Below are 19,562 nucleotides of genomic sequence, written 5' to 3' on the forward strand. Positions count from 1 at the left end.
GGTCGGGCGGCGCACTGACCAGAAGACTTTCGCCAGGCCGTACGCAGACCGCGTACGGAACCGGCGAGCTAGACAACAGCTCCCGTGCGGCGCCCGCGCCCCGGACGGCGGTACCGCGCTCATCGCGCGGACCGGACCGGACCGGAACCAGGTGTGGCGCCCGGGAGCGTGACGGGAGAACCGCCCGCATGCTTGAGCCGAACGATTCCACTGAGCCCTCGGCAGGTACCGCGCGTACCGCCGGGGAGACCGACAACAACCATTCCCCCAGCGACACGCTGCCGCCGCGCCGCCGGCGCCGCGCGGCCTCACGCCCTGCCGGACCCCCGGCGGGCGACGCGAAGGCCGCAGTGACCGCCCAGCCCGCAGCCAACACAGAGGCCGCGGCTCCGGCCATACCGGCCGGAGAGAGTGCCGTGAGCGCGTCCGCAGAGAACCCAGAGCCCGTGTCCGACCAGAGCGCCGAGGGCGCTCCGCCGGCCCGTACGCGCCGCCGTGCCACCCGTAAGGCGACCGCGCCCGCGGGTGCGCCGAAGACCGCCGGCGAGGAGGCCCCCGCGGCCGCCGAAGCCCCCGCGGCACCGGCCGCCGAGGCACCCGCCGCGGAGGAGACCGCCGCGCCGGCCCGTCCGCGTCGCCGTGCGACGCGCAAGGCCACGGCTCCGGCCGGTGCGCCGAAGAGCGAGGAGACGGCTGCCGCCGAGGCTCCCGCCGCCCCCGAGCCCGCCGCGGCGCCCGAGGCCGAGGTCGCCGAGGAGGCCGCGCCGCCGGCCCGTACGCGCCGTCGCGCCACCCGTAAGGCGACCGCGCCCGCGGGTGCGCCGAAGGCGGCCGAGACCGAGACCGGTGCTGAGGCTGCCGTGGAGGCCCCCGAGGCCCCCGCCGTGGCGGAGGCGCCCGCCGCTCCCGCAGCCGACGAGGCCGCCGAAGAGGCGCCGCGTGGCCGCACGCGCCGCCGTGCGACCCGTAAGGCCACCGCTCCCGCCGGTGCGCCGAAGCCGGCCGAGGAGGCCGAAGCCGCGCCCGCCGAAGAGGCGCCCGCCGCCGAGCCCGCCCCGGCGGAGCCCGTGGCCGCGCAGGCCGAAGAGGCCCCCCGTGGCCGTACCCCGCGCCGCCGGGCCGGCCGCAAGGCCGCCGACGAGGCCGCCGCCGCAGAGGCAGCCGCGCCGCAGCCGGACGCCGCGCCCGCCGAGGAGCCGACGCGTTCGCGCCGCCGTGCGACGCGGCCCGCCGTGGCCGTGTTCCAGGCCCCGGTCTTCACCGAGCCGATGTTCCAGACCCCCGAGACGGCCGCGGCTGCCGCCGCCGCCCGGGTGACGGAGCCGGACTACATCGAGGACGTGGAAGAGGAAGAGGAGGCGGAGGAGACCGTCACCATCGAGGCTCCTCCCGCCCCGCAGGCCGCCCCGCGCGGCCGTCGCCGCCGTCGCCGCGGTGAGCCCGCCGAGGACGAGCGCACCGAGCGTGCGGAGCGCCCCGAGCGCAAGGAGCGTGCCGAGGCCGCGCCGCAGCCCGAGGAGCCCGTCGAGGCCCTTGAGGAGGAGCGCGAGGAAGAGGCTCGCGACGAGTCCGACGAGGCCGAGGACCGCAGGGCGCGCCGCCGTCGCCGCGGTGGCCGTCGCCGTCGCCGGGGCGAGCTCGCCGACACCGACGAGACCGACGAGCAGGAGACCCCCGACGAGGCCGCCGCCGAGCGGGCCGAGGAGGAGGAAGAGCGCGCCGAGGAGGAGGAAGACGAGTCGGGTGCGGGTTCCGCGTCCAGCCGTCGCCGCCGCCGTCGCCGCCGTCGCAGCGGTGACGCGGGTCCGGAGACCGAGGCCAACGGCGTCGACGACCCGGAGCGTACGGTCGTCAAGGTCCGCGAGCCGCGCAAGAAGGAAGCGGAGCGCGAGCCCGGCACCGGCTTCGACGAGGTCCAGTCCATCAAGGGCTCGACCCGCATGGAGGCGAAGAAGCAGCGCCGCCGCGAGGGCCGCGAGCAGGGCCGCCGCCGCGTCCCGATCATCACCGAGGCCGAGTTCCTGGCCCGCCGCGAGGCCGTCGAGCGCGTGATGGTCGTACGGCAGAACGGCGACCGCACCCAGATCGGCGTGCTCGAGGACAACATCCTCGTCGAGCACTACGTCAACAAGGAGCAGGCGACCTCGTACGTCGGCAACGTCTACCTGGGCAAGGTCCAGAACGTACTGCCGTCGATGGAGGCAGCCTTCGTCGACATCGGCAAGGGCCGCAACGCGGTCCTGTACGCCGGTGAGGTGAACTTCGACGCGCTCGGCATGGGCCACGGCCCCCGCCGCATCGAGACCGCCCTCAAGTCCGGCCAGTCGGTCCTCGTGCAGGTCACGAAGGACCCGATCGGCCACAAGGGCGCCCGCCTCACCAGCCAGGTCTCGCTGCCCGGCCGCTACCTGGTCTACGTGCCCGAGGGTTCGATGACCGGCATCAGCCGCAAGCTGCCCGACACCGAGCGCGCGCGTCTGAAGACCATCCTCAAGAAGATCGTTCCCGAGGACGCGGGCGTCATCGTGCGCACCGCCGCCGAGGGCGCGAGCGAGGACGAGCTGCGCCGTGACGTCGAGCGCCTCCAGCAGCAGTGGGAGGACATCCAGAAGAAGTCGAAGAGCACCGGCGCGACCAGCGGTCCGACACTCCTCTACGGCGAGCCGGACATGACCGTCCGGGTCGTGCGCGACATCTTCAACGAGGACTTCTCGAAGGTCATCGTCAGCGGTGACGACGCGTGGCAGACCATCCACGGTTACGTCAACCACGTCGCCCCGGACCTGACGGACCGGCTCTCGCGCTGGACGTCGGAGGTCGACGTCTTCGCGACGTACCGGATCGACGAGCAGCTGATGAAGGCGCTGGACCGCAAGGTCTACCTGCCGAGCGGCGGTTCGCTGGTCATCGACAAGACCGAGGCGATGATCGTCGTCGACGTCAACACCGGCAAGTTCACCGGTCAGGGCGGCAACCTCGAAGAGACCGTCACCAGGAACAACCTGGAGGCGGCCGAGGAGATCGTGCGCCAGCTGCGGCTGCGCGACCTGGGCGGCATCGTCGTCATCGACTTCATCGACATGGTCCTGGAGTCGAACCGCGACCTGGTGCTGAGGCGTCTGCTGGAGTGCCTGGGACGCGACCGTACGAAGCACCAGGTCGCCGAGGTCACCTCGCTGGGCCTGGTGCAGATGACCCGCAAGCGGGTGGGCCAGGGTCTGCTGGAGTCCTTCTCCGAGACCTGCGTCCACTGCAACGGCCGCGGTGTCATCGTGCACATGGAGCAGCCGACCGTCGCCGGTGGCGGCGGCGGTGGCAAGCGCGCGAAGAAGCGCGGCCGCGGTGGCGAGGCCGAGCACGAGCACGTGGAGCCGGCCGAGACCGAGGCCGAGGTGGAGACGGAGGCCGAGGTCGCCGCCGAGGTGGCTGCGCCGGTGGCGCTGCCCGAGCCCGAGTTCGTACCGGACGAGGAGCTCTACAGCAGCCCGGCCGAGGCCGAGGCGGCTGCGGGACGCGGCCGTTCGCGCCGCCGGGCGTCGCGCAAGGCGACCGCCCCGGCCGGTGCGCCGAAGGCCGCGGAGCCGGTGCACGTGCCGGAGCCGGAGCCCGCTCCCGAGCGCGCCGTCGTAGTGGAGCCCGAGCCGACCCCCGTGGCCGAGCCCGAGCCCGTGGCGCAGGAGGCCGCTCCGCCGGCCCGTACGCGCCGTCGTGCGACGCGCAAGGCGACGGCTCCGGCCGGTGCGCCGAAGTCCGCGGAGGCTGCCGCCGAGGCGGTGCAGGTCGTCACTCCGGTCCCTGTGGCCCAGGAGCCGGTGGCCGAGGAGCCCGAGGCCGAGGCGCCGGTGGCCGAGGAGCCCGCAGCCGCGGCTCCGCCGCGTGCGCGCCGTCGTGCGACCCGTAAGGCGACCGCGCCCGCCGGTTCGCCCAGGGGCGCCGAGGAGGCGGCCGTGCTGGTCGTCGAGGCACCGGTGACCGACAAGGGCGCCGAGGCAGAGGCGGAGGCCCCGGCCGGTGCCGAAGCCGGTGCCGAGGCCGAGGCTGCCGCTCCGGCCAAGAAGGCGGCCCGTAAGACGGCTGCCAAGAAGGCCCCGGCGAAGAAGGCGGCGGCCAAGAAGACCGTCGCCAAGAAGACGACCGCGAAGAAGACGACGGCCAAGAAGGCGTCGGCTTCGAAGAAGACCTCGGCGGCGGAGCAGCAGGCGCCGTCGGCGGTCTCCGCTCCCACCGAGGACTGACCTCAGGTCGTACCTCGCGCAGTACGGCTCTGTGGGCCGCCCCGGACGACATCCGGGGCGGCCCACACCGCTGTGCGCAGGGCGTGCGGCGGGGCGCCGGCCGGGGTCCTGCCGCACCTGGCGTGCCCCGGGGAGTGACCGCGGGGACCCGGTTTGACCCTCCCCGCAGCGGCCCGTACTCTTGACCGTCGGCGTGTTTTTGTGCACGCCATCTCCTGAGCACCTCCCTTCCGGCACTCCTTCGGGGTGCCGTTAGAGGCCGCTCGTCCATTCGGATCTGTCGCGGGCCCAACGGCCCGTGCGAACGGCTGGCATCAGGGGTCCCGTCCCGAGCGAAAGAGAGATCAGCGTGTACGCCATCGTGCGCAGCGGTGGTCGCCAGCACAAGGTTGCTGTCGACGACATCGTTGAGGTTGACAAGATTCCCACGGCCAAGGTTGGCGACACGGTCGAGCTCTCGACCCTGCTCGTGGTCGACGGCGACTCCGTCACCAGCGACCCGTGGGTCCTGGCCGGCATCAAGGTCACCGCCGAGGTCGTGGACCACCACAAGGGTGCCAAGATCGACATCCTTCGGTACAAGAACAAGACCGGTTACCGCCGTCGCCAGGGTCACCGCCAGCAGTACACGGCGATCAAGGTCACCGGTATCCCCACGGCTGCGAAGTAAAGGGACTGAGACATGGCACACAAGAAGGGCGCATCGTCCACTCGGAACGGTCGCGATTCCAATGCCCAGCGGCTCGGCGTGAAGCGCTTCGGCGGTCAGGCCGTCAACGCCGGTGAGATCCTGGTCCGCCAGCGCGGCACCCACTTCCACCCGGGCTCGGGCGTCGGCCGTGGCGGCGACGACACGCTGTTCGCACTCGCCGCCGGTGCGGTCGAGTTCGGCACGCACCGTGGCCGCAAGGTTGTGAACATCGTTCCGATCGCCGAGTAATTCCGGCCTTCGTCGAGCGGTACACACAGCACTTTCCGAGGGCGGACGCTCTTTCCCGGGGAACGGGGAAGCGCGGCCGCCCTTGGCGTGTTACGTATGTAGACATTTCCGTATGTACTGGAGGACCCACCCATGACCACCTTCGTGGACCGCGTCGAACTGCATGTCGCCGCGGGTAACGGAGGCCACGGCTGCGCCTCCGTACACCGTGAGAAGTTCAAGCCGCTGGGCGGCCCGGACGGCGGCAACGGCGGGCGTGGCGGCGACGTCACCCTCGTCGTCGACCAGTCCGTGACCACGCTGCTGGACTACCACCACAGCCCCCACCGCAAGGCCACGAACGGCCAGCCCGGCGCCGGTGACAACCGCTCCGGCAAGGACGGACAGGACCTGATCCTGCCCGTCCCCGACGGAACCGTGGTCCTCGACAAGGACGGCAACGTCCTGGCCGACATGGTCGGCCACGGCACCACGTACGTCGCCGGTGAGGGCGGCCGCGGCGGCCTCGGCAACGCGGCACTCGCCTCGGCCCGCCGCAAGGCCCCCGGTTTCGCGCTGCTCGGTGAGCCGGGCAAGGGCGGCGACATCGTCCTGGAGCTCAAGACCGTCGCCGACGTGGCGCTGGTCGGCTACCCGAGCGCAGGCAAGTCCTCGCTGATCTCGGTGCTGAGCGCGGCCAAGCCGAAGATCGCCGACTACCCGTTCACCACGCTCGTCCCCAACCTCGGTGTCGTCACGGCCGGTTCGACCGTCTACACGATCGCCGACGTCCCCGGTCTGATCCCGGGCGCGAGCCAGGGGCGCGGCCTGGGCCTGGAGTTCCTGCGGCACGTCGAGCGCTGCTCGGTGCTGGTGCACGTACTGGACACGGCGACGCTGGAGTCCGACCGTGACCCGCTGACCGACCTCGACGTGATCGAGGAGGAACTGGCGCAGTACGGCGGTCTGGGCGACCGGCCGCGCGTCGTCGTCCTCAACAAGATCGACATTCCGGACGGCAAGGAACTCGCGGAGATGATCCGCCCGGACCTGGAGGCGCGTGGTTACAGCGTCTACGAGGCGTCGGCGGTCGCGCACATCGGCCTCAAGGAGCTCTCCTTCGCACTGGCCGAGGTCGTCTCCAAGGCACGCGCCGCCAAGCCCAAGGAGGAGTCGACCCGGGTCGTCATCCGCCCGAAGGCCGTCGACGACGCGGGCTTCACGATCACCGAGGAGGACGGCGTCTACCGCGTGCGCGGCGAGAAGCCGGAGCGCTGGGTGCGCCAGACCGACTTCAGCAACGACGAGGCCGTCGGCTACCTCGCGGACCGCCTCAGCCGCCTCGGTGTCGAGGACAAGCTGATGAAGGCCGGCGCCCGTGCGGGCGACGCGGTCGCCATCGGCGCCGAGGACAACGCGGTCGTCTTCGACTGGGAGCCGACCGTGATGGCCGGCGCGGAGATGCTCGGCCGCCGTGGTGAGGACCACCGCCTGGACGCCCCGCGTCCGGCGGCCACCCGCCGCAAGGACCGCGAGGCGCAGCGTGACGACTCGCAGCGCGAGTACGACGAGTTCAACCCCTTCTAGGGGCGGGGCCGCCACTCCCTGTGGCATCGCTCACCCCCCTGGGTGTGAACCATGACGCCCTCCCGGGCGTCTCACTGATCGCGGGGCGGACTCAAATGGCCGAGTCCGCCCGGCGGTTGGCGAGCGGTGCAGGTTTCGTACAGGTGTCGGCAGAGGGATGCTCACCTTGCGAGACGGTGACGCAGAGTGCGACCATCGCGTTGTCTCCCCGTCCCCGCAAGGTAGGTCGTCTGTGTCTGTGCAGCCCATAGCCAAGCCCCGAACCACAGCAGTAGTGCTCGCCGGTGGGACCGGTCAGCGTGTGGGTCTGTCGATTCCCAAGCAGCTGCTGAAGATCGCAGGCAAGGCGGTCATCGAGCACACGCTGTCGATCTTCGAGCAGGCGGAAGGCATCGACGACATCATCGTTCTCATGGCGCCGGGTTACGTGCCCGACGTCGAGAAGATCGTCGTGAAGGCCGGGTTCACCAAGGTCACCAAGGTCATCGAGGGCGGTACGACGCGCAACGAGACCACCGAGCGCGCCATCTCCGCGCTCGGTGAAGGTCTCGCCGAGGGCGAGGACCGCAACGTCCTCTTCCACGACGCGGTGCGCCCCCTGCTGTCACAGCGAGTGATCCAGGACTGCGTCGACGCGCTGGAGCGCTACGAGGCGGTCGACGTCGCCATCCCGTCCGCCGACACGATCATCGTGACGCGTACGCACGGCGGCGACGGCGAGTTCATCACCGAGGTCCCGGACCGGTCCCGGCTGCGCCGCGGCCAGACCCCGCAGGCCTTCAAGCTGTCGACGATCCGCAAGGCGTACGAGGTCGCGGCCGGCGACCCGAACTTCCAGGCCACCGACGACTGTTCGGTCGTGCTGAAGTACCTGCCGGACGTGCCGATCTACGTGGTCGCGGGCGACGAGTACAACATGAAGGTGACGCAGCCGGTCGACGTCTTCATCGCCGACAAGCTGTTCCAGCTCGCCTCCACCGCCGCTCCGCAGCAGGCCGACGAGGCCGCGTACCGCGAGCTGCTCGCCGGCAAGACGCTGGTCGTCTTCGGCGGTTCGTACGGCATCGGCGCCGACATCGCGACCCTCGCCGAGCAGTACGGCGCGACGGTGTACGCCCTGGGCCGCTCCACCACCGGTACGCACGTCGAGAACCCCGAGCACGTCGAGGACGCCCTGTCGAAGGCGCACTCGGAGACCGGCCGGGTCGACTACGTCATCAACACGGCGGGCGTGCTCCGCATCGGCAAGCTCGCCGAGACGGACAACACGACCATCCAGGAAGCGCTGAACGTCAACTACCTGGCCCCCGTGCAGATCGCGCGTGCCTCGCACAAGTACCTCGCCGAGACCAAGGGCCAGTTGCTGCTCTACACGTCCAGCAGCTACACCCGCGGCCGCGCCGAGTACAGCCTCTACTCCTCCACGAAGGCCGCCATGGTGAATCTCACCCAGGCCCTCGCGGACGAGTGGGCGGGCGACGGTGTGCGCGTCAACTGCGTCAACCCGGAGCGCACGGCGACCCCCATGCGCACCAAGGCGTTCGGTGACGAGCCCGCGGGTTCGCTGCTGTCCTCCGAGGCCGTGGCGCGTACGTCGTTGGACGTACTTCTGTCGGATCTCACCGGTCACGTCATCGACGTACGGCAGGTGGACCCGACCCGTGGGGCGTCCAAGGCGTCGGGCTTCGAGCAGGCTCTGGCGGCCGTCCTTGACCGTCAGGAAGATGTGTAATACTGCTTGACAATTGATGATTCGGGCCTCTGTAGTCGCCAAACAGCGATATGCAGAGGCCCGACTTCGTGGAGCTGGACTTCACAGTTCCATTGCTTTTCGCACAGTAAATGACCGGCACCCATCTGGAGCAGGTTCTTCGTGATTTCGACCGCCATCCGCCTGGCCCGCGTGGGCAGCGGCTCCGAACTGGCCGCAGCGGCCGTCATGGGCCTCGCCTATCCGTGCGTGATGTTCGCCGCGCTGATTCCGAACCTCTGGTTCTTCGCGGCCGCTGTCGCCGCGACGTATCTCGCGGACCGGCACCTGCACCAGCGCGGCAGCTACTTGATCAATCGCCTCGGCAAGGTCAGGGCCGGCCTTTCGATCCGCTTCCTCGTGCGCCAGCTGCTGCTGATCCTGTTGCTGGCCCGTATGCAGCTGGCCGAGCAGTCGATCTTCTACGTGACGATCGCCGGCCTGCTGCTGTTCTACGCGCTCCAGGCCCCGCACGGCGCGCTCGTCACCCTGATCCGCCTGCGCCGCAGGATGCCGGTGGTCACCCGCAACGTCGATCTCGGCATGCTGAGCATCCCGCCGGCCCCGCCCAGACGACTGCTGAACCGGTCCGCCGAGAAGATGCTGCACCTCGACGTCTTCGCCGTCGCGGGCGTGCTGATCGCGGTCGCGAGCGAGGAGTACGCCGTCGGTTACGCGGGCCTCGCGCTGACCCTGGCCCTGGCCGTCGCGTACGTCGCCGTGCTGATGCCGTTCACCCGGCGCGGCCGTCGCGTGCCGCCGGTGGAGACGGTCCTGGAGGGCGTCGACAGCTGGCTGCGCGACTACCGCCCCACCACGGTCCTGTACTTCTCCGGCTCCCGCGAGTCGGCGTACCAGGTCAACATGTGGCTCGAGACGATGAAGCAGCTCGACGGCAGACCGCTGATCCTCCTGCGCGAGCGCCACATCGTGCCGCAGCTCGGCCCGACGTCGGTGCCGGTGATCTGCGTACCGAGCGCCACGCACCTGATGAACATGGATCTGTCCACGGTCCGCGTGGCGCTCTACGCCGCCAACGTCGGCAAGAACATCCACATGCTGCGCATTCCGACCATGAAGCACGTCTTCATCGGGCACGGCGACAGTGACAAGGTCGCGAGCATCAACCCGTTCAGCAAGGTGTACGACGAGGTGTGGAGCGCGGGCCGGGCCGGCCGCGACCGCTACGCGCTCGCGGACGTCGGCGTGCGTGACGAGGACATCGTCGAGGTGGGCCGCCCGCAGCTCGCCCCGATCCGGCCCTGGAGCGGTACACCGAAGAACCCCGTCCCCACCGTGCTGTACGCCCCCACGTGGGAGGGCTGGGACGACAACCCGGGCAACACCTCGATCCTGCTGGCCGGCGAGAACATCGTCAGGCGCCTGCTGGAGGCCGAGCAGCCGGTCCGGGTGCTCTACAAGCCGCATCCCTTCACCGGGACGCGCAGCCCCCGCGCCAAGGCCGTCCACGCCCGTATCACCGCCATGGTCGAGGCGGCGGCCGCCGAACGCGCCACCGATCCCCGCTGGGCGGACGATGCCGCCGCCCTCCAGGCGGACCGGGCGGCGGCCAGGGCCGAGCTGGCCCGGATCGAGTCGCGCCTCGACGAGCTGGGTGCCAAGGGCAAGGGCGGCGCCAAGAACGGCAAGGACGAGGCCGAGCTCTCGCGGGACGCGCTGCCCGACCCGGTGCGCGAGGCCGAGCTGGCGAAGCTCAGGGACGAGTGGAACGACGCGTACTGGCGCTCGTTCGGATGGTGGGAGCACCGGGTCATCACCGGCGCCGAGCCGCGCCTGTACGACTGCTTCAACGAGTCGGACGGCATGGTCTCCGACATCTCCAGCGTCGTGTCGGACTTCATCGCCAGCGGCAAGCCGTACGCCGTGACCGACTCCGCGGAGCTGGGCGTCGAGGAGTTCAAGCAGCAGAACACCGCCGTACGTGCCGCCGTGATCCTCGACAACGAGGCGGAGCAGCTCGGTGAGCTGCTCGCCGCCATCACGGGCGGCGAGAGCGCCGACCCGCTGGCGCAGGCGCGGCGGGGGCTCAAGGAGTACCTGCTCGGTCCCGACGAGCCCGCGTCCATCGTGCAGTTCAACGACGCGGTACGGGCGTTGGCGGCCAAGTCCGAGGTCCGCAACCAGGGCGTGGCCCAGCGCACCGGCATCGAGGTCGCCGTCACCGCGGCGGACCCGAGCGATTCGGCGCCGGAGGCCAGCGGGGTCGACTCGACCGTGGCGGGCTGACCTCCGACAGGCGGTCGACAGCTGGAACACAGGACCGAAATCGGCCCGGCAGAGCGTCTTTTCGAGACGATCTGCCGGGCCTTTCGTGTGTGATGTGGCGAGCATCACGTGGAAAAGTGACGATGGTGAACAACCACACCCATGTGCCGACTGTCTTGGATGTCGATGAACGAGAATGAGACGGGCATGGCCGCAGTCGAGATTCCCGATGTGACCGTGATCATCGGTGCCTACGAGGCGATGCCCTACCTGATCCCCTGCCTGGAATCGGTCGAAGCCCAGACGCTGGGCGCCGACCGCATAGAGATCGTGGCCGTCAATGACGGCTCGACCGATGGGACCGGAGAGTATCTCGACGAGTTCGCAGCCAGGAGCAAGGTCGCCACGCGCGTCGTCCACCAGGAGAATTCCGGTGGACCGAGTGGCCCCCGAAACGTAGGTCTCGACATGGCCCGCGGCCGCTATGTCTTCTTCCTCGACGCCGACGACTACCTCGGCGTGGAGGCGTTGGAGCGCATGGTCGCGATGGCCGACCGCAACGGCACGGACGTCGTGCTGGGCAAGATCGAGGGCATCGGGCGCGGTGCGCCGAAGTCCATGTTCGGCCGCACGCTGGAGCGTACGGACCTCTTCTCGTCCAATATCAAATTCACGCTCAGCGCCGAGAAACTCTTCCGGCGCGAGCTGCTGGAGAAGCACGGAATGCGCTTCGATCAGCAGCTGTACACCGGCGAGGACGCACGCTTCACCCTTGAGGCATATGTGCGAAGTTCCGGGGTCTCGATCATCGCCGACTACGTCTGCCTCTATATCGTGCGCCGCGACGACGGCAAGCACATCACGCAGAGTGGCAGTTATGCGATGCGCTTCGATTCGGCGACGGCCCTGATGGACCTGATCGCGGAATTCTTCCCGCCCGGCGAAAAGCGTGACGAGCTGATGATCCGGCCGTTCGTGATCACGCTGCTGCCCCAGTTCGACCACCGCTGGCTGAAGGCGAAGACCGCCACGCGCCAGAACAAGATCGAGCTGGCGCAGCCGCTCATGGACAAGTACTGGACGCCGGGTGTGGCCCGCCGGCTGAAGGTGCCCGAGCGGCTGCGAATGCACTACGTGGCCGAGGGGCGGGCCGATCTCCTCGAGGACCACCTGAAGTTCCTCGACGCGAAGGAAGTGCCCGAGGTGGTCCGCAAGGGCTCGGCGGGCAAGCCCTACCTCGCGTACCCGCACTTCACGGACAGGAAGGCGGGCGTGCCCGACGAGATGTTCGCGGTCACGGTCGCGGAGTGGGTCGGCGGGGTGCGGGTGACTGCGCCGGGGGCCGGCAAGCCCAAGCCGTCCTTCGCGCGCCGCGCGGTGCGCAAGCTGCGCAGGATGGCACGGGGCGCCGTCGCGGGCCGCCGGGCCCGTTCCTGACGAAGGGTCATCCACTTCTGGCCCGTCTCCGTGATCCGGCCGCACACCCCGGAACAACGGAGACGGCCCGAAGGGGTGTCCCCCCGGGAAGTCCGGGTCGCACATGGTACAGATCGGGACATGACGACCAGGGCGCGCGGCTGGCTGATCACGGGCGCGGGCGGAATACTGGGCCGGGACCTCGTGGCCCGCCTCGGCTCCCGGGGCGACGAGCCGGTCACCGGCCTCGGCCGCCGTGAGCTGGACATCACCGAACCCGCCTCCCTGCGCGCCGCGTTCGCGGCCCACCGGCCAGCGGTCGTCGTCAACTGCGCCGCCTGGACGGCCGTCGACGAGGCGGAGGCCAGGGAGGCCGACGCGCTGCGGGTCAACGGCGAAGGGACCCGCCGGCTCGCCGAGGCGTGCCGGGCCAACGGCGCCGTGCTGCTCCAGGTGTCCACCGACTACGTCTTCGCGGGGACCGCGCGCACGCCGTACGACGAGTACGCCCCGACGGGTCCGCGCAGCGCCTACGGACGCACCAAACTGGCGGGGGAGCGAGCCGTCCTGGAGGTGCTGCCCGACACCGGCTATGTGGTCCGTACGGCCTGGCTGTACGGGGCGGGTGGCCGGAACTTCGTCCGTACGATAATCAAGCTGGAAGGCGTCAGAGAGACCGTCGACGTGGTCGACGACCAGCGCAGCCAGCCCACTTGGACCGCCGACTTCGCCGACCTGCTGGTGCGGCTCGGGCGGGCCGCCGCCGAAGGCACCGCCGAGCCCGGGATCTACCACGGCACGAGCAGCGGCGACACGACCTGGTTCGGTCTCACCCGTGAGATCTTCACCCTCCTCGGTGCCGACCCCGGACGGGTGCGCCCCACGCCCGGCGCCGCCTTCGCACGCCCGGCTCCGCGGCCCGCGTACAGCGTCCTGGGGCACGAGCGGTGGCACACGGCGGGGATCGAGCCGCTCAGGCACTGGCGGGCGGCGCTCGCACAGGCGCTGCCCACCCTGGGCCGTTGAACCGCCCGCCGGCCCGATCAGGGGGCCCGCCAGCGCCGGAGACGGGCGGCCGGGCGTCCACGGGGCGAAATGCGGAGGCGGCGTCCGGAGCGGCTCACGTACATTGCGGGGAGAACCGGGCGAGCAGGAGTGGGGACGGTACGTGTCAGGGGCAAGGCAGGGCGTAGCAGAGGCCCGCAGGATCGTCGTCAAGATCGGCTCCTCCTCACTCACCACCGCGTCGGGAGGGCTCGACGCGGACCGGGTCGACGCGCTCGTCGACGTCATGGCCAAGACGCGCAGCGGCGGCGAGAAGGAGATCGTGCTCGTGTCGTCCGGCGCCATCGCCGCCGGACTCGCGCCACTGGGGCTCGCCCGTCGCCCCAAGGACCTCGCCCGCCAGCAGGCAGCCGCCAGCGTCGGCCAGGGCCTGCTGGTGGCCCGCTACACCGCCTCCTTCGCGCGCTACGGCGTACGCGTCGGCCAGGTGCTGCTCACCACCGACGACACCAGCCGCCGTGCCCACTACCGCAACGCGTACCGGACGCTGGACCAGCTCCTCGCCATGGGCGCCGTCCCGGTCGTCAACGAGAACGACACCGTGGCCACGGACGAGATCCGCTTCGGCGACAACGACCGGCTCGCCGCCCTCGTCGCCCATCTCGTACGGGCCGACCTGCTGGTGCTCCTGTCCGACGTCGACGGGCTGTACGACGGGGATCCGAGCCTCCCGGGCACCACGCGCATCGGCGAGGTCCGCGCCCCGGGCGACATCGCGCACGTCTCCATCGGCAGCGCGGGCAAGGCGGGCGTCGGTACCGGCGGCATGGTGACCAAGGTCGAAGCCGCCCGGATCGCCGCGGCCGCCGGCATCCCCGTCGTCCTCACCTCCGCCGTCCACGCCGCGGACGCCCTCGCCGGGCGCGACACGGGCACCTACTTCCACCGCACCGGCCGCCGCAGCGCCGACCGGCTGCTGTGGCTCGCCCACGCCTCGACGCCGCAGGGCGCGCTGGTGCTCGACGACGGAGCGGTACGGGCCGTGGTGGAGCGGCGTACGTCGCTGCTGCCCGCCGGAATCGCCCGGGTCGAGGGCGAGTTCAGCGCCGGCGACCCGGTGGAGCTGCGGGACACCGCGGGTGTCGCCGTGGCCCGCGGGCTCGTCAACTACGACGCCAAGGAGATCCCGCAGCTGCTGGGCCGCTCCACCCGGGACCTGGCCAAGGAACTCGGGCCGGCGTACGAGCGAGAAGTCGTACACAGGGACGATCTGGTCGTTCTCCACCCCTGAAACGGCTGAAAGACCAGCCTCGCGGCGGAGACCTTCACGAAAACGGCCCCGCGCCGGGCCCAGGACTGGTCAACTTTGTTGCGGGGGACCAGCGCGGGGTACAGCACAGCAACGCATTACAGGAGGCCGCCGGTGAGACGAGCGCGTCCGGGGGCGCTGCCCCGAGGGACGGCCGAGCGCGCCCTGACCAGTGTCGGGGCGGGGGCGGACTTCGACGACGCCCCGGAGCAGGACCAGGGACCGGCTGCCGGTCAGGAGCTCAACGGCACCCGGGAGGTGTCGAGGCTCTGGCACATCACTCTCAGCGTCTCGGGCGCCGAGGCCCCGCTTCAGGAGGTCAGACGGGGCCTCGAACAGCTCGCCCACGACCATCCCTTCCTGCTGACCAGCAGGTATGCCAACGACCACGCGGAGATCCGGTACTGGGAAGAGGCGCGGGACCTGCACGACGCGGCGGCCGTCGCCCTGCGCCTGTGGGGCGAGCACCGGTCGACGTCGAAGCTGCCGCCGTGGGAGATCGTGGGCCTGGAGGTCATCGACCGGGACACCTACCACCTCCGGATCGCCGAGGGGTACGGCCCGCCGCCGGCGGCGCCCGTGGGCGTGCATCCGTACTGACCGGTGTGACCGCCGGGACTCCGGGGCTGGGACCGCAGGCACCGCTGGGACCGCAGGCACCGCTGGGATCGCCGGGACCGCTGTGCTGGCCGGTGCGTCCGGCGCCCCGGCGGGGGCCGACGCGTGAGCGCGGTGTCGCGGGACCGGGCGTCTCGCGGAGCGGGATACCCGGTGAATGCGCACAGAGCGCGCATTACCCTGCGGGTATGACCTCGCACTCTCCTCTCGCCGGCACCGACCCGACCGCGGCCGCCGCGTCCCCCGTCACGCTGACCGCCCGGCGCGCCCGCGCCGCCGCCGACGCGATCGCGCCACTCGCGCGCTCCGTCAAGGACGCCGCGCTGCTGGCCGTCGCCGACGCGCTGGTGGCCCGTACGGACGAGATCGTCGAGGCCAACGCCCAGGACGTCGCCAAGGCCCGGGCCGCCGGTACGAGCGAGACGGTCATCGACCGGCTGACGCTGACCGCCGAGCGGGTCGCCGCCATCGCCTCCGACGTCCGGGACGTGGCGGGCCTGCCCGACCCGGTCGGCGAGGTCGTACGCGGCTCCACCCTGCCCAACGGCATCGACCTGCGGCAGGTCCGCGTGCCGCTCGGCGTCGTCGGGATCATCTACGAGGCCCGGCCGAACGTCACCGTGGACGCCGCCGCGCTCTGCCTCAAGTCCGGCAACGCCGTGCTGCTGCGCGGCTCCTCGTCTGCGTACGCCTCCAACACGGCCCTCGTCGGCGTGCTGCGCGACGCGATCGCCGCCGCCGGCCTGCCCGCCGACGCCGTGCAGCTCGTGCCGGGGGAGTCCCGCGACTCGGTGCGGGAGCTGATGCGCGCCCGCGGCCTGGTCGACGTGCTGATCCCGCGCGGCGGCGCCTCCCTGATCCGTACGGTCGTCGAGGAGTCCACCGTCCCCGTCATCGAGACGGGCACCGGCAACTGCCACGTCTACGTGGACGCCGAGGCCGACCTCGACATGGCTGTCGACATCCTCGTGAACTCCAAGGCGCAGCGGCCCAGCGTCTGCAACGCCGCCGAGACCCTCCTCGTCCACCGGGACATCGCCGACGCCTTCCTGCCGCGCGCGCTGGACGCGCTCGCCGAGGCGGGCGTGACGGTCCACGGCGACGAGCGGGTGCTCCCGTATGCCGAGGGGTCCAAGGCGGCCGTCGTGGCCGCCACGGAGGACGACTGGGAGGCGGAGTACCTCTCGTACGACATCGCCGCCGCCGTCGTCGACTCGCTGGACGGGGCCGTCACCCACATCCGCCGCTGGACGTCGGGGCACACCGAGGCGATCGTCACGACCTCGCAGGCCGCCGCCCGCCGGTTCACCCAGCTGGTCGACTCGACGACGGTCGCGGTGAACGCGTCCACCCGTTTCACCGACGGCGGTCAGTTCGGGTTCGGCGCCGAGATCGGGATCTCGACGCAGAAGCTGCACGCACGCGGGCCGATGGGTCTGCCGGAGCTGACCTCGACGAAGTACATCGTGACGGGCGACGGTCACACGCGGTAATCCCGGAGTGGTGTTCGTCGTTTGCACGTTCTCTGCCCAAAACGACCGTCCAGGTCTACGCTGAACGAGTGCCGGACGACGTGGGGGGCAAGCCGTTCCAGGACGGCTGGGAGCCCGACGACGACCGCGGAGGCGCGGAAGAGGACTTCGCCTCCGTGGTGTTCGACGAGGACTTCGTACGGGCCGCCGAGATCCATGAGCCGAGCGCCGTCGAGCGGCTGCTGGCCGCCGCCCAGGCGCGGGCCGAGGCGGAGGCCACCAGGGCGAGAGCGGGCAAGGCCCACCCGGACGACGACCTCCACGACGAGGGGTACGGCTCCGAGTACGGCGCCCGCGAACCGGGCCACGACGGCGCGTACGGCCCGCTGGACGCGGACGACGCCTACGGCTGGTACGACGACGGCACGGGCCCGTACGGGCCGCACGGCGGCGCTCGGCGCCCCTACCGGGGGCGCGCGCGGTGGCACCGGCCCGTGGCCTGGATGCTCGCCCTGCTGATGGGCATCGGGATGGTGGCTCTCGCGTTCAGCGCGGTGTACCGGAGCGCGGCCTCCGGCAGCCGGGAGGACCAGGTCCCGCTGCCCGCGACGAGCGACAACCCCCGGCCGGGCGGCCCCTCGGCGTCCGCCGAGCACTCCCCGCCGGCCGCGTCCGCCGTTCCGCGCACCGCCCCCTGAGCGGGCCCGCCGGGAACGTCCTCGCCGAAGGCCCCGGGTCGGGGGCGCCCGTCACAACTTGACGCGCACCAGGGCGTTTACGATGCCCCCCGCCGACCTACCCTGAAGATATGGCAGGGCACCGAGAGCCTCCCGAGGGGGCGCCCGAGGGCCTCCCGGGTGGCAGCGACGACGAATACCGGTCCGTCGTCTTCGACGAATCGTTCGTGCGGGCTGCCCGCCTTCAGGAGTACTCCGCGCAGGAGCGGATGGACGACCACGAGAAGGCCGTGCACACCCGGCCCGTCCGCAGGGTCCGCGGCGACGCGGCCGCCGGCCGTTCCCGCGGGGGATCGGGGCCGGTGCAGGCACTGGTGCTCGTTCTGCTCGTCGCCATGGCCTTCGGTACGGCGATCTACCTGGGCGTACGCCACCCGTACCAGCCGCCCGCGGCCGCCCGCGCGGGGCTGCTGCGGGCGACGGTGATACCGCTGGCCCCCCAGGACACGGTGCCGGGAGGTGAGCCCGCCGAACTCTTCGCGCGCAGTCCGGCGGCGCAGTTCCGCACGGGCGCCGAAGGCGTCACCCTGCCGCCCGCGCGGCGCACCGCCCACTTCTCGGAGGGCCAGGTGATGTCCGCGCTGACCATCGCGAGGGACTACCTGGTCGCGTCCTCCCTGGACCCGGACGTACTGAACGGGTCCACGGTCCGCCCGGTGCGCGCCCTGCTCGACCCCGACCAGCTCACCCAGTTCGACCGCAGCTTTCGCGACCCGGCCGGCGACGGCAGGCACGCGGCCACCGGATGGCTGGTGCGCTTCGATCCGGCGAAGGTGACGCCGGCGGGCCCGCAGCCGCGCGTACAGGGCGTCCTGCGCGTCGAGGAGACCGCGTCCGGGCGCCTCGAAGTGACCTCGGACCACGCCTTCGTCTACGCGCTGCGCCCGGCCGGTGCCGCTGCCGCTGACGGTGACGCGCGGGCGGACGGTGCCTCGCTGTTCACCGTCCGCCGCGAGCTGCACTTCCGCTTCGACCGCGACGACCTGCGGATGCACCGGGCCGAGCTGCTCGGCTCGTACGTCCAGGCCGGCCCGCAGTCCTGCTCGGCCGACGCGGTGAGCCACCTGAGGCCCGTACTGGCCGGGCAGCGTGCCACCGGCGAGGGGCCCGCCGGGACCGACCCGTACGCGACGGGCTCCAGCACGGCGGCGCTGTGCGGGACGCTGGCGCCGAGCGCGATGCCGAGCCCGCGGGGCGGCGGCTAGGGCCGGCCCCCGCCGGTGTCGGCGCCGCTGCCGCCTTTGCCGTTACCGCTTCCGCCGCCGGTGAACTTGTCGCGCAGCTTCCCGCCCAGGTCGCCCGCGCCGCCCGCGAGGTCGCCCACCAGCTTCATCAGCGGGTCCTTGCTGGTGCGCACCGTTTCGGCGTAGTGCGTCACGGACTCCCGGAAGGAGTCCGTGACGGAGGTGTCACCGTCCTCGTCGCGCTTGGCGTAGTGGCCGTCCATGATCCGCTGGTACTCGCGGCTCTCCGCCCACCGCTTCAGCTCGGCGGCGCGCACCGTGGTGAACGGGTGCGAGCGCGGCAGGACATTGAGGATCTTCAGTACGGAGTCGCGCAGGTCGCCCCCGGCTTCGTACTCCTCGGCCTGCTCCAGGAACGCGTCCACGTTCATCTCGTGCAGGTGGTTGCCTCCGGCGATCTTCATCAGGCCGCGCATCGACGCCTGGAGGTCCTGGCCGACCAGCAGACCGGCGCGGTCGGCGGACAGCTCCGACTTGCGGAACCACTCGCGCAGCGCCGTCACGATCCCCATGATCGCGATGTTGCCCAGCGGGATCCAGGCGACCTTGAGCGCCAGGTTCGTCAGGAAGAGCAGGATCGTGCGGTAGACGGAGTGGCCGGACAGCGCGTGGCCCACCTCGTGGCCGACAACCGCCCGCATCTCCTCCTCGTCCAGCAGCTCGACCAGGCCCGTGGTGACCACGATGATCGGCTCGTCCAGGCCGATGCACATGGCGTTGGGCTTCGGGTCCTGCGCGACGTACATCGGAGGGACCTTCTCAAGGTCCAGGATGTAACAGGCGTCAAGGAGCATCGTGTGCAGATGGGCGAACTGCGCCTCGCTCACCCGCACCGAGTCGGAGAGGAAGAGCAGCCGCAGGCTGCGCTCGGGAAGCAGCCCGCTCATCGCCTTGAACACGGTGTCGAAGCCGGTGAGCTTGCGCAGGGCCACCAGGGCCGAGCGGTCCGCCGGATGTTCGTACGCCCGGGACGAGATGCCCGGGAAGCGCCGGCGATTGCGGCTCGGTACGTTCTCGTGATTGCCGTCGGTCATGGTTGGCCCC

14 protein-coding genes are annotated in these 19,562 nt (G+C 71.4%); 13 read left to right on the forward strand and 1 reads right to left on the reverse strand.

The window, feature by feature from the left end:
- Nucleotides 1-188: 188 nt before the first annotated feature.
- The 13 genes from AS594_RS22905 (at nucleotide 189) to AS594_RS22965 (ending at nucleotide 18,479) form a co-directional block, all read left to right on the forward strand.
- On the forward strand, nucleotides 189-4,235 hold the full coding sequence (locus AS594_RS22905; RefSeq protein ID WP_069928780.1) for an Rne/Rng family ribonuclease: 4,047 nt from the start codon (nucleotides 189-191) through the stop codon (nucleotides 4,233-4,235).
- A gap of 349 nt (nucleotides 4,236-4,584) precedes the next feature.
- Nucleotides 4,585-4,905, forward strand: a complete 321-nt coding sequence (rplU, locus tag AS594_RS22910) for a 50S ribosomal protein L21 (RefSeq protein WP_028813461.1) — start codon at nucleotides 4,585-4,587, stop codon at nucleotides 4,903-4,905.
- 12 nt (nucleotides 4,906-4,917) lie between these two features.
- Complete coding sequence (rpmA, locus tag AS594_RS22915; RefSeq protein ID WP_069928781.1) at nucleotides 4,918-5,175, forward strand: 50S ribosomal protein L27; 258 nt, start codon at nucleotides 4,918-4,920, stop codon at nucleotides 5,173-5,175.
- A 132-nt stretch (nucleotides 5,176-5,307) separates the two neighbouring features.
- Nucleotides 5,308-6,741: a GTPase ObgE gene (gene obgE / locus AS594_RS22920; RefSeq protein WP_069932288.1), complete on the forward strand. Its 1,434-nt coding sequence runs from the start codon at nucleotides 5,308-5,310 to the stop codon at nucleotides 6,739-6,741.
- Between the two features lie 232 nt (nucleotides 6,742-6,973).
- The gene (locus AS594_RS22925; RefSeq protein WP_069928783.1) at nucleotides 6,974-8,473 is read left to right on the forward strand and encodes a bifunctional cytidylyltransferase/SDR family oxidoreductase; all 1,500 of its coding nucleotides are present in this window, start codon (nucleotides 6,974-6,976) and stop codon (nucleotides 8,471-8,473) included.
- A gap of 141 nt (nucleotides 8,474-8,614) precedes the next feature.
- A complete protein-coding gene (locus AS594_RS22930; RefSeq protein ID WP_107357895.1) occupies nucleotides 8,615-10,738 on the forward strand; it encodes a hypothetical protein in 2,124 nt (707 codons plus the stop codon).
- Between the two features lie 186 nt (nucleotides 10,739-10,924).
- Nucleotides 10,925-12,154, forward strand: coding sequence for a glycosyltransferase family 2 protein (locus tag AS594_RS22935; RefSeq protein WP_069933820.1), 1,230 nt, complete (start codon nucleotides 10,925-10,927; stop codon nucleotides 12,152-12,154).
- Nucleotides 12,155-12,274: 120 nt separating this feature from the next.
- Nucleotides 12,275-13,159 (forward strand): dTDP-4-dehydrorhamnose reductase, encoded by an 885-nt coding sequence (rfbD, locus tag AS594_RS22940; RefSeq protein ID WP_069928785.1) that lies wholly within the window; start codon nucleotides 12,275-12,277, stop codon nucleotides 13,157-13,159.
- A gap of 142 nt (nucleotides 13,160-13,301) precedes the next feature.
- Complete coding sequence (gene proB / locus AS594_RS22945) at nucleotides 13,302-14,429, forward strand: glutamate 5-kinase (protein WP_069928786.1); 1,128 nt, start codon at nucleotides 13,302-13,304, stop codon at nucleotides 14,427-14,429.
- Nucleotides 14,430-14,561: 132 nt separating this feature from the next.
- A complete protein-coding gene (locus tag AS594_RS22950) occupies nucleotides 14,562-15,047 on the forward strand; it encodes a hypothetical protein (protein WP_069928787.1) in 486 nt (161 codons plus the stop codon).
- A gap of 206 nt (nucleotides 15,048-15,253) precedes the next feature.
- A complete protein-coding gene (locus tag AS594_RS22955; protein ID WP_069928788.1) occupies nucleotides 15,254-16,558 on the forward strand; it encodes a glutamate-5-semialdehyde dehydrogenase in 1,305 nt (434 codons plus the stop codon).
- Nucleotides 16,559-16,626: 68 nt separating this feature from the next.
- Nucleotides 16,627-17,235: an SCO2584 family spore wall biosynthesis protein gene (locus AS594_RS22960; RefSeq protein ID WP_069928789.1), complete on the forward strand. Its 609-nt coding sequence runs from the start codon at nucleotides 16,627-16,629 to the stop codon at nucleotides 17,233-17,235.
- 110 nt (nucleotides 17,236-17,345) lie between these two features.
- Nucleotides 17,346-18,479 carry an SCO2583 family membrane protein gene (locus AS594_RS22965; protein WP_069928790.1) on the forward strand — a complete coding sequence of 378 codons (1,134 nt, stop codon included), beginning with the start codon at nucleotides 17,346-17,348 and terminating at the stop codon, nucleotides 18,477-18,479.
- On the opposite strand, the gene AS594_RS22970 is transcribed toward AS594_RS22965, so the two are convergent.
- Nucleotides 18,476-19,552, reverse strand: coding sequence for a M48 family metallopeptidase (locus AS594_RS22970; protein ID WP_069928791.1), 1,077 nt, complete (start codon nucleotides 19,550-19,552; stop codon nucleotides 18,476-18,478). The genes AS594_RS22965 and AS594_RS22970 overlap by 4 nt on opposite strands.
- Nucleotides 19,553-19,562: the final 10 nt, after the last annotated feature.

It is taken from the genome of Streptomyces agglomeratus, from assembly GCF_001746415.1.
Classification (GTDB): Bacteria; Actinomycetota; Actinomycetes; order Streptomycetales; family Streptomycetaceae; genus Streptomyces; species Streptomyces agglomeratus.

What these genes read in the sequence shown, in the direction of transcription:
- AS594_RS22905 (WP_069928780.1), top strand. Translation starts at nt 189, where the DNA reads ATGCTTGAGCCGAACGATTCCACTGAGCCCTCGGCAGGTACCGCGCGT.
- AS594_RS22955 (WP_069928788.1), top strand. Translation starts at nt 15,254, where the DNA reads ATGACCTCGCACTCTCCTCTCGCCGGCACCGACCCGACCGCGGCCGCC.
- rpmA (WP_069928781.1), top strand. Translation starts at nt 4,918, where the DNA reads ATGGCACACAAGAAGGGCGCATCGTCCACTCGGAACGGTCGCGATTCC.
- AS594_RS22965 (WP_069928790.1), top strand. Translation starts at nt 17,346, where the DNA reads ATGGCAGGGCACCGAGAGCCTCCCGAGGGGGCGCCCGAGGGCCTCCCG.
- obgE (WP_069932288.1), top strand. Translation starts at nt 5,308, where the DNA reads ATGACCACCTTCGTGGACCGCGTCGAACTGCATGTCGCCGCGGGTAAC.
- rfbD (WP_069928785.1), top strand. Translation starts at nt 12,275, where the DNA reads ATGACGACCAGGGCGCGCGGCTGGCTGATCACGGGCGCGGGCGGAATA.
- AS594_RS22935 (WP_069933820.1), top strand. Translation starts at nt 10,925, where the DNA reads ATGGCCGCAGTCGAGATTCCCGATGTGACCGTGATCATCGGTGCCTAC.
- AS594_RS22970 (WP_069928791.1), bottom strand. Translation starts at nt 19,552, where the DNA reads ATGACCGACGGCAATCACGAGAACGTACCGAGCCGCAATCGCCGGCGC.